Below are 10,694 nucleotides of genomic sequence, written 5' to 3' on the forward strand. Positions count from 1 at the left end.
GTGGTCAGCCGGCATCGGGTGATTCCGATCAATTATCACGGCCCCAGCGCCATCCACACGATCATTCTGGAGGCCTGCCGGAAGCGCGCGGTGGCCGGTGCCAGCCTCTGGGGCCACTGTCCCGCCTACCTGCAGGGCATCACCCATCATGGCATGATGCTTCAGTTGGTCCGGCTGCTTACTGACATGGCATCCTTTTCGTTGAAGACGGACGCGCTGGAAGCCGACTGGGAAGCCCTTGAGATTCAGATTCAAAAGCTGATGACCGACAATCCCAAACTCGCGGGGATCATGGACCAGGTCCGTAAAAAGAAACGCGAAGGCGCCATGCAGGACCTGGGACAAAACGGGAATGAACAGGGAAAGGTGATCAATCTTAAGGATTTTCTCGATCCTTGACAGCTACTGGCGGTATACGGTTGGCTTGTCTTCAACATCGATGTCGATACCGACCGTGTCTCCAGTCTTAAAGCCAATCCGCTTAAATTCGCGAACCACGTCGTCGTGGCGATCCACATACCAGTATACGGTCCACAAGGGGTTGCGAACCGTGTCGATTCCGTATGCATCGTGGCTGCACAGATTGATCCGGAACTTGTCCTTGGCAATCAGCGTGTCGGCTTCGGACAGGAATATATCGATCTGGTAAAGGTTGTTGTGCAGGGCTTTGGACAGTTCCGCCTGCAATTCCGGGGTGTCGTCCAGGTAATGGCTGGCAATCTGGTAAAGATCGACCGGATCTTGAATGGCGAGCCCGAGCACCGCGTATCGCTGATGGCGCAGGGCAAACGCCTCGAATTCCGCCTCATAGGCGTTGATGGAATCAATGATCTGGGCAATATCCGGCTTGCCGGCCGTGGCACATTCGCTGACCATCTCCTCACACTGGGAGATGATATCGATATAAAAGGCTTTATTGTCCATCACATACACCGGCCGCTCCCGGTAGCTGCGCCGCTTGCGGATCCGCCGGATGCCGTCTAGTGTGATGGACCGCTGGCTCTCCTTTTCCTCCAGGATGTCGATGCTGGAAATGTCTTTGGCCTGCACCACGTGAATGCCGCCGTCTGCTGAAATGATGTATTCGATCTCGCATCGAAATCCCAGATACGTCTGAATCTTCTTTGACAGCTGAACCAGCCGCCGGTCATGGGGGGTCCGGGTGATGTAAGGTTCGCTTTGCACCTTGTGAATGCGGTCCCGACAATATCCGAACTCCCAGTTGCCGCCAATGATCTTGGCCATTACGCTGGATCCATCGATAAAGGGCATGACGATCACCCCCATCTGTTCAAGATCCATCTGCGGAGCATGGTTGAACCGCTGCTGCCGGGCAATACTCAAGTGTTTGCTGCTTTTTGCCAGCTTGATCATCTTGTTGCGGGCATAGCGGATGCCCCCCAGATCGGCATAGGTTTCCAACGAGTCGAATGTGCCCCCTTTGAAACGGCGTTCCAATGGATGGGCGCTGCGGGCAATCACCTTGAAGCTTTCGCGGTGTTTTTCCAGAAAAGACTCGAGGGCGGCGAGATCTTCGGTCTCAAAATGCTGCGGGGGAACATAAATAAAGTCGGGGATGTCAAAACCGCCTTGTTTGAGCTTCTCCAGCAGTTTCGCCTTTTCGGGTATGGGGTGGGACATTCATTTTCTCCTAATCGTCCGCCAGCGTATGATCGAATATTCGCTTCCAATTACCCAAACTGATTGTCGAGCTTGGCGCAGATACAAGGAGGAGACCTTTCCGCTATAGTCGCCTATGCGGGAAGGCATCTGACGCCGTAGATACGGTGAGATCGGCAATCCCAACGGGTTTCACATTTTTCAGGATAGTTTGCGGGAATATTCAGTTAAATGAACACCATCTATCATCCTAAAAAATTTGAAACGCTCAGTTTGGGAATTAGGTAAGCGTTAAAAGGTGTCAGGTTTCAACGTTCAGGGTTAGTGGCACGGATGCGACCTTGAACCTTTGAACTAGAGCATTTGAACCTGTAAACGGTTACTTTAATATTGACTTTTTCCTGCAAAGTCTTTAGTTAAAAAAACCGACCGATCATTCGGTTGGCTTATTTTTGAACAGGTAACACATGTCCAAACGAAATGCAATCCTTGCTTCTGCCACCCGGCTTTTTTCGCGAAACGGGTTTCAGGGAACCGCCATGGCGGAGCTGTCCGCCATCACCGGTGCGGCAACCGGTACCATCTTTCACCATTTTAGAAACAAGGAAGACCTCTTTTTACAGGTGCTGAATGATGTGAAAGAGAGCATTCTGGACCAGTTTGACCGGCATCAGCAGACCCGCCGGGATCAAAATGGGATAGAGCGGGTCGAGGGTGTGGTCGCTTTTTATCTGCAACTGGCCGGCACCATGGAAGACCAGTTCCTGATCATTCACCGCCACGATCCCTATCAAATGGCCGAAACCAGTCCGGTGTGCCGCAGCCACCTGGAATCCATTTACACCTGTTTGCTGGACATCTTCGAGGAGGGAATCCAAAAGGGCATGCAAGACGGATCGGTAGCGGTCGACTCCCCGCGACAGACGGCCATGGTTCTCTTTGCCATGGTGGACGGCATTGTCCGGCTCAACACCTACCGGGTGTATGACGCCGGCACCCTTTACGACAGTTTGATGGTTGCCTGCCGCAGGCTGCTGACGGGAAGCCGGTAGACTGCCATGGCCCGACGCTTCTCATTCGCCTGGCGCAACCTCACCCCGAGCCGGCTGCTGCCCTTTCTGGAATGGCTGCCCGGCTATCGTGCCGGAAATCTAAAAGGTGACCTGTTTGCCGGGTTAACCGTAGCACTGGTGCTGGTTCCCCAGTCCATGGCCTATGCCCAGCTGGCCGGCCTGCCAGCCTATTACGGCCTGTATGCGGCGTTTCTGCCGCCGGCAGTGGCGTCCCTGTTCGGATCCAGCCGTCAACTGGCCACCGGCCCCGTCGCCGTGGTTTCCCTGATGACCGCCGTGGCCCTGCAGCCTCTGGCCGCCGCCGGCAGCCAGGCGTATATCGGCTATGCGGTAGCGCTGGCGCTGATGGTGGGACTGTTTCAATTCGGTCTGGGCCTGTTTCGTTTAGGCCTCGTGGTCAACTTTCTCTCTCATCCGGTGATCGGTGGTTTTACCAATGCCGCCGCTATCATTATCGCTACCGGCCAGCTCTCAAAATTGTTCGGCGTGGCAGTGGACAGCAGTGATTATCATTACCATACGGTCCTCCAGGTGGTGAAAGCGGCCCTTTATTTCACCCACTGGCCCACCCTCTTGATGGGCCTGTTTGCCTTCGCGGTCATGCTGGTCCTGAAAAAGATCACCCTGCGGATCCCCAATGTGCTCGTGGCCGTGGCCGCCACCACCTTGATCAGTTGGGCCACCGGATTCGAACAGCAGTCCACCATGCCCTTGGAATCAGTGGTCAATGCAGACACCCGGGCATTGATCGTTAACTTCAACGCTGAAACGAGGCAACTCGATCAGATGGAAGACCGACGCACTCGGATAAACAATACCCTCAAGCAGGCAACCATCGACGGCCACCGTATGATCGCCATCGATTCCCGCCGGGATCTGGAGATCCTTAATTATCAAATGGGCATGAAGGCAGACCAGGCGGCAGACTACCGTCATCAGATCCGCCGCCTGCTTTTTGAAGCCGGCCGGACCCGGAATGGCGACCTGCGGTTTTATGCCAAGGGCAATCGCCCGGCAGACACAGAAAAGGTTGGCCGCACCTGGCGACTGAGGATCGGCAACGCACCGCTGGAGGCGACGGCACTGGTCTTTAGCGGCGGGGGTGAAGTGGTGGGTGACATTCCCAGAGGCCTTCCGGACTTCTCATTTCCTGAAATCGATGGCCACAGCGCCATGACCCTAATGCCGTCGGCCGTCATCATCGCCCTGCTGGGCTTCATGGAGGCCATCTCCATCGCCAAAGCCATGGCCGCTAAAACCGGCCAGCGCATCGACCCCAATCAGGAACTCATGGGGCAGGGGCTGGCCAATATGATCGGCTCGGCGGCCCAAAGCTACCCCGTGGCCGGATCCTTTTCCCGGTCGGCGGTCAATCTCCAGGCCGGGGCCGTTTCCGGAGTGTCCAATGTGTTTGCCAGCCTGGCAGTGGTGGCGACCCTCTTTTTTTTCACGCCCCTGCTCTACCACCTGCCCCAGAGCGTACTGGCGGCCATCATCATGATAGCGGTGGCCGGATTGATCAACGCGCGGGGATTCATTCACGCCTGGCGGGCCCAATGGTACGATGGGGCCATCTCAGTGATCACCTTCGTGTGCACCCTGGTCTTCGCCCCCCACCTGGACCGGGGCATCATCGTGGGGGTGGGCCTGTCGCTCTGCGTATTTCTTTACCGGAGCATGCGGCCCCACGTGGTGGACCTTTCCATGGGTCTGGACAAGGCGCTCCATGACGTCGTGACCCACGGGCTGAAAGAGTGCCGCTACATCGACGTGGTCCGCTTCGACGGACCCCTTTTCTTTGCCAACGCCAGCTACCTGGAGGACCAGATTCGCCACCGGCGAAAAATGAAAAAAGCGCTCAAACACATCATCATCGCCGCCGAATCGATTAACGACATGGACGCCTCGGGCCAGGAGTCGTTGTCACTGATCGTGGACCGGTTGAGAAGCGCCGGCATCGACATCTCCTTGAGCAGTGTTCATGAACCCGTGATGCAGGTGCTGCGACGCACGCACCTGCTATATAAAATCGGTGAAGATCACATCTATCCGACCATGAAGCAGGCCATTCGTGCCATCCACGAAAAAACCCATAAGGGGGGCAGCGAAAAAAGCTGCCCATTGACCTCGGTTCGAACCCTATCGATCCACAGCGAACCCAAAGGAGGGTAACGATGTCTGTCATCGCCATCTTCAGCGGCATTTTCTGCAGTGCGGACGCGGTGGTCCGGGACGTGATGGACAGCACCGGGTATCGACTGATCACTGACGACCAGTTAATTTCTAGGGCCGCTGAGACGTCAGGCATGCCGGAAAACAAGGTTCAGCGTGCCTTTTCGGCCAAGACCTCGGTATTTAACAAGTTCACCCATGAAAAAGAGTGCTCGATTGCCTGCCTGCGCCTGGCCCTGGCAACCGAACTGGAAAAAGGCCCTGCCGTGGTCCACGGGTTTTCCAGCCTGTTGATCCCCCAGACTGTCAGCCATATGCTCCGGGTCTGCATTATCGCTGAAACCCCCTATCGTATCGAACAGGCCGAGGTCGTCCAGGGCCTGACTGAAAAGGATGCCTTGAAACAGATCCGCGCCCGGGATGCGGACAATGCCGCCTGGACCGAAACCGTGTTTTCCGCCAAGGACCCGTGGGACGTCAGCCTTTACGACATGGTGCTCCCCATGAATCGGATGAATGTGGCCAAGGCCGGCTCACTGATCGAGGAAAATCTCATCAAGGATGCCGTCCGTCGCACCAACGCCTCCATTCAGGCCGAAAAAAACTTCTTACTGGCAGCCAGCGTAGAGATGGCACTCTGCCGTGCCGGGCACAATGTCTCGGTGACCGCCGAAAACGGGGCCGTGGTGCTGACCATCAACAAACACGTGCTGATGCTGGCAAGGCTGGAGGAGGAACTCCAATCCATTGCCGGCACAGTTAGCGGGGTCCGGTCGGTAAAAACAGTCGTCGGCAAGGATTTTCACCAGCCCCATATTTACCGCAAACACAGCTTCGAGATGCCCTCCCGAGTCCTGCTGGTAGATGATGAGCGGGAGTTCGTTCAGACCCTGTCAGAACGCCTGGAATTGCGGGAAATGGGATCAGCCGTGGCCTATGACGGCGAATCCGCCCTGACCCTGGTGGCTGAGGACGATCCGGAAGTGATGATCATCGACCTGAAAATGCCGGGAATCGACGGCATGGAGATCTTGAAGCAGGTAAAAACCACCCGACCGGAAATCGAGGTGATTGTGCTCACCGGCCACGGCAGCGAGGCAGACCGCAAGCGGTGCATGCAGCTGGGCGCCTTCGCCTATATGCAAAAACCCGTGGACATCGACGAGTTGAGCGAGACCCTGAAAAAGGCCCATGAAAAAATACAGCTATTCAAATCCTGAGTCAGGCATGCTGGTGCTCCCGCCTGAAAAACGGTGTCGTCCATGCTGAACCTGTCCCGATTCAAACCCCGTTTCTGGGACTATCAGGATGCGGCTTCAGGACCGGGCAGCAGCCACTTCAGCTTCCGGCGCAAATGGTTGATGATCGTTGTCTTCACCACCGTGGTGACGCTTGCGCCCCTGCTGGTCATGACGCTGGTGGACTACCGGCTCACCCGCCAGGCCTTTGAATCCGAAGCGACGATGGGCACCGCCCGCATGGTTTCCAACACCTGGCGCAGTGTCTCGTTTCTGCTGTCCCAGCGCCGGGCAGCCCTTGAATTCGTTGCCCGGGACAACAGCCTGCCAGATCTGCTGGCACCGGGGAGGCTGGACGCCATCCTGGCCAACCTGCAGGGCGGCATGGGCGGATTCATGGATCTCGGCGTGGTGGATATCGACTGCACCGTTCAAGCGTATGCCGGTACTGGTGCGCTAAGAAGCAGCCGGGTGAAACCGACCACCTGCTTCGATCATGCCGTCGCCAATGGATTTTTCATCAGTGACGTAACCGCAGACCAGGGACAAAACCATGGGCTGGTGATTGCCATTCGTCACGACCTGGACAACGGCGGCTTTTTCGTTTTGCGATCGACGCTGGATGCCGGCCTGTTGGCCGTCCCCGTGATGCAGTTGGCTCTTGACGAGGGCGACGACGCCTTCATCGTCAACACCGAGGGGATTCTCCAAACGCCCGCCCGGCAATATGGCAGGCACTTCGAAAAAGTACCCCTGGCTATCCCCGAAGCGGTCGACGGGACCCGGACGTTGAGAACGGTGGATCAGGCCGGCCGTTCCATCCTCATGGGCATTGCCCCGATTCCCGACAGCCCCTTTTTGCTCATGATGATCCGTCAGGAATCAGGGATCATGGATCTGTGGCTCAAGCCACGCATGCGCCTTATCGGTTTTCTGCTGTTCAGCATCGCCATCATCCTGGTCTCCATCATGGGCGTGGCCACGTACCTGGTCAACCGCATCCATGCCGCCGACCAGCGCCGGGTGCAGGCCCTGCATCAAGTGGAGTATGCCAACAAGCTATCATCCATCGGTCGTCTGGCCTCGGGGGTGGCCCATGAGATCAACAACCCGCTGGCCATCATCAACCAGAAGGCCGGACTCATCAAGGACCTGTTCACCATCAACAGCGACCACAGCGGTAACGAGAAGCTCATGAGGCTGGTGGACGACGTGCTGGCATCGGTGCGCCGCTGCGGTACCATCACCCGGCGGCTGCTGGATTTTGCCCGACACATGGAATCATCCATCGAAGCGGTGGACATCGAGGCCATCATCCGACAGGTGCTCGGCTTCATGGAAAAAGAAGCCGAACGCCGGTGTATCGTCGTTTCGGTAACGGTGCAGGGGATCATTCCGACCTTCGAGAGTGACCGGGGCAATGTCCAGCAGATCTTCTTGAACCTGATCAACAATGCCTTTGCGGCCATGGGAGACGGCGGTCGGCTGGACGTCACGATCGGACGCAAAGACACCACGCATATCACGGTGACCGTGGCCGACAGCGGACACGGCATCCCGGAAGCCGATCTGAAGCGCATCTTCGAGCCCTTTTTCTCCACCCGTACCGGCCACGGAAGCACCGGTTTGGGACTGTCCGTCACTTATGGCATGGTCTCGGAGATGAGCGGCGAAATCACGGTGAGCAGTCAGCTGAACCGGGGAACCCGGTTTATGGTCACCCTGCCCCTGAAACCGCCACCGTTGTCGTCTGCCGTTGCCTGCGCCGTATCTCCGGCTAACAACGCTGCCGCCGACAGGCAAATCACGGAGGATAAGACAACATGAGAGACGATTCCCAGGCCATGGCCATCGAGGGGGTTCGCTTCTTCGGGGAGATGTCCGCATCCATTTCCCACGAAATTAAAAATGTACTGGCCATCGTCAATGAAAACGCCGGGTTGCTCCAGGACATGGTCATGATGATTGAAAAGGGAATGCCGCTTTCGCCGGAACGGTTGTCGGGACTGGCCCGATCCATTGTCCGCCAGGTGAAACGGGGCGATCGGATCGTCAAGGACATGAATCGCTTTGCCCACAGCACCGACCACCCCTCGGAGACCGTAGACATTGGCGAGGTCATTCATTTTATATCCGTGCTGGCTGCGCGGCTGATCGCCATGAAGGGAGAACCACCTGAGATCGACGTACCGGCCACACCGATTACCGCCGTCACCAATCGGTTTTTCCTGGAAGACCTGGTGTGGACCTGTCTGTGCCGGGCCATGGATGCCCGCGCCCCGGACCAGACGGTATGCATCGTTGCAGAGAAAGCCGGGAACGCCCCCCGGATTCGTTTTTGCGGATTGTCAGGGGATTGTCTGGCCAGTGGAACGGGTTTTCCTTCGCCCCGAGAGACGATGGTGGCCGGGCTTCTCGGCGCCCAATTGAAGGCGGACAAAGATAAAGGCGAAATTGTTCTTATTCTACCATAGTAAAGGTTGATAAACTCTTAAACAGTCGCATTTTCGACGGGTAACTCGAAAGGAGTCTACAATGAAGGAAAGAGTACTTCTGGTTGACGACGAGGTGGAGTTTCTGGAAATCATGGCCGAACGCATGCGCGCCCGCGACATGGAAGTAACCACATCCACATCGGCCACAGAGGCGCTGTCGCTCATCGCCGCCGAATCCTACGATGCGGTGATTATGGATTTCATGATGCCGGAAATGGACGGCATCCAAGCCCTGAAGACCATCAAGGAAAAAAGACCGGAGATGCAGATCATCCTGCTCACCGGCCATGCGACGGTTCAAAAGGGCGTGGAGGCCATGAAGGCGGGTGCCATGGATTTTGTGGAAAAACCGGCCGACCTGGATGCCCTGGCGAAAAAAATAAAAAAGGCCCACCATCAAAAAGCCGTCATTGTCCAGAAGCAGAGTCAGGACAAAGTCATTGAAGCGCTGCGAAAGTTCGGCATGTAGGCGCTTAGGGGACGGCGACCAATGCCTTGGATCTCATCAGATCGAACACCGCCGGCCCTGAAGCGGACGCCTCAGCTTCCCCCGAGGCAACGGCCTTGAGCCTGTCAAACCGTCCTTTATCGCGGCTGCTCAGGGGGGTCTCCAGGTAGGTCAAGGTGTTGTGGACCAGGCTGAACATCACCAGCGGGCCGAATGTGGTCTCGCCACCGGGCTTTTCGACCACGAGGCCATAGATGTCGTGGTGGTTCAGCGAAAAGGCCTTGGGCGCCGGTCTCAGCCCCAGCAATTCGGCGAACAGCATCAGGCTCTCCTGAATGCCCTGCGCATAACCGTTCTCCAGGGATGCCGTCCCATCCCGGGCAATACCATCGATATCGGAGGCGGTATAGCGCAGGTCCAGTTCGCCGATACTGATCTCCTGAATCGTCCTCAATGACGCCTCCTTCTTGCTGACCACCACATCCTTGTCGTTGAGAATTTTTACGGCATTACGAATGTTCACCATCTCTTTCACGGTGGGACTTTTTCTCAGCACCACATCTTCCACGCTGGTGTGGTAAATGGTCAGGTCGTTGTCCATTACCAGGATACGCGTTTTCCCGGGGCCGTCGGTTTCCAGGAACAGCACCAGATCCCGCTCATCCCGGCGGGACCAGGGGAAAAAGGTCATCAACTGTACCAAGACCGTCTTGTCGATGCGTTTGCCGCTTTCCACCGGCCCGATGGCATCGGCGATGGTCCGGACCAGTCGGTCGATCTCTATCTTCTTTAGCAGGTTGTCCTTGTATGACATTGCGTTTCTCCTTGGGGACCTGATTTGGTATTTGACATCTGCGCCGGATATTCATATGAATATCGGCTGTTACCCGAAAGGCCCTGCCCCTTTTTCTTTATAAATTACGTTGAAAACAGGCCGCCAGGCAAGACAATTGTTCCGGTTGTACGGATGCAGACGAGATAAACGATCTGAATTTCCGTTCAACTGCATAAGGAGAGTACCGGGTCTTTCCGGATAGAAAGGAGTCAGCATGGAAGAATTTGTTACCCTCACCTATAACGGTCAGCAAATACAGCTGCCGGTCGTCACCGGAACCGAAGGGGAAAAGGCAATCGACATTTCCAGCCTGCGTGCCAACAGCGGATTCATCACCCTGGATCCCGGCTACGCCAACACGGGCAGCTGCCTGAGTGCCATTACCTATATGGACGGCGAAAAAGGGATTCTGCGCTACCGTGGCATCCCCGTGGAACAGTTGGCCGCACATGGCACATTCAAAGAGACCGCTTACCTGCTGATCAACGGCAAGCTTCCCAACCGTGAACAGCTGACCCGCTTTTCGGTGTTGCTCAACGACAACAGTCTGGTCCATGAAGACCTCAAAGCGTTTTTCCAGAACTATCCCCGGGCCTCCCACCCCATGGGAATCCTCTCTTCCATGGTCAATGCCCTGAGGAGCTTTTATCCGGAATTAAGTACCCTGGAGGAAGATGTCATCATCACCATGACCCGACTGCTGGCCAAGGTACGCACCATGGCCGCCATGTCATACAAGATCTCTCGCGGCCATAAGGTGGTCTATCCCCGTCCGGATCTCACTTACTGCGAGAACTTTCTGAACATGATGTT

General features: G+C 56.4%; 10 protein-coding genes. 8 read left to right on the forward strand and 2 right to left on the reverse strand.

Annotated elements, in window-relative coordinates:
• Nucleotides 1–399: PAC2 family protein (locus QNK41_RS06600; RefSeq protein WP_319254999.1), on the forward strand; the 399-nt coding region annotated here is incomplete at its 5' end.
• A gap of 3 nt (nucleotides 400–402) precedes the next feature.
• Here QNK41_RS06600 and QNK41_RS06605 read toward each other — a convergent pair.
• On the reverse strand, nucleotides 403–1,641 hold the full coding sequence (locus QNK41_RS06605; RefSeq protein ID WP_319255001.1) for a hypothetical protein: 1,239 nt from the start codon (nucleotides 1,639–1,641) through the stop codon (nucleotides 403–405).
• 446 nt (nucleotides 1,642–2,087) lie between these two features.
• Between QNK41_RS06605 and QNK41_RS06610 the strand changes: the two genes are divergently transcribed.
• From QNK41_RS06610 to QNK41_RS06635, 6 genes are all read left to right on the forward strand, one after another.
• The gene (locus QNK41_RS06610; RefSeq protein ID WP_319255003.1) at nucleotides 2,088–2,672 is read left to right on the forward strand and encodes a TetR/AcrR family transcriptional regulator; all 585 of its coding nucleotides are present in this window, start codon (nucleotides 2,088–2,090) and stop codon (nucleotides 2,670–2,672) included.
• 6 nt (nucleotides 2,673–2,678) lie between these two features.
• Nucleotides 2,679–4,865, forward strand: a complete 2,187-nt coding sequence (locus tag QNK41_RS06615) for a SulP family inorganic anion transporter (RefSeq protein WP_319255005.1) — start codon at nucleotides 2,679–2,681, stop codon at nucleotides 4,863–4,865.
• Between the two features lie 2 nt (nucleotides 4,866–4,867).
• On the forward strand, nucleotides 4,868–6,085 hold the full coding sequence (locus tag QNK41_RS06620) for a response regulator (protein WP_319255007.1): 1,218 nt from the start codon (nucleotides 4,868–4,870) through the stop codon (nucleotides 6,083–6,085).
• 42 nt (nucleotides 6,086–6,127) lie between these two features.
• Nucleotides 6,128–7,930, forward strand: a complete 1,803-nt coding sequence (locus QNK41_RS06625; protein WP_319255009.1) for a sensor histidine kinase — start codon at nucleotides 6,128–6,130, stop codon at nucleotides 7,928–7,930.
• A complete protein-coding gene (locus QNK41_RS06630; RefSeq protein ID WP_319255011.1) occupies nucleotides 7,927–8,577 on the forward strand; it encodes a histidine kinase dimerization/phospho-acceptor domain-containing protein in 651 nt (216 codons plus the stop codon). The genes QNK41_RS06625 and QNK41_RS06630 overlap by 4 nt, the downstream gene beginning before the upstream one ends.
• A gap of 61 nt (nucleotides 8,578–8,638) precedes the next feature.
• On the forward strand, nucleotides 8,639–9,067 hold the full coding sequence (locus QNK41_RS06635) for a response regulator (protein ID WP_319255013.1): 429 nt from the start codon (nucleotides 8,639–8,641) through the stop codon (nucleotides 9,065–9,067).
• Between the two features lie 4 nt (nucleotides 9,068–9,071).
• On the opposite strand, the gene QNK41_RS06640 is transcribed toward QNK41_RS06635, so the two are convergent.
• Nucleotides 9,072–9,860, reverse strand: coding sequence for a hypothetical protein (locus QNK41_RS06640; RefSeq protein ID WP_319255015.1), 789 nt, complete (start codon nucleotides 9,858–9,860; stop codon nucleotides 9,072–9,074).
• Between the two features lie 235 nt (nucleotides 9,861–10,095).
• Here QNK41_RS06640 and QNK41_RS06645 point away from each other — a divergent pair.
• The coding region (locus QNK41_RS06645) for a citrate/2-methylcitrate synthase (protein WP_319255017.1) at nucleotides 10,096–10,694 on the forward strand (599 nt) is incomplete at its 3' end.

This window comes from Desulfosarcina sp., from assembly GCF_033791525.1.
Taxonomy (GTDB): Bacteria; Desulfobacterota; Desulfobacteria; order Desulfobacterales; family Desulfosarcinaceae; genus Desulfosarcina.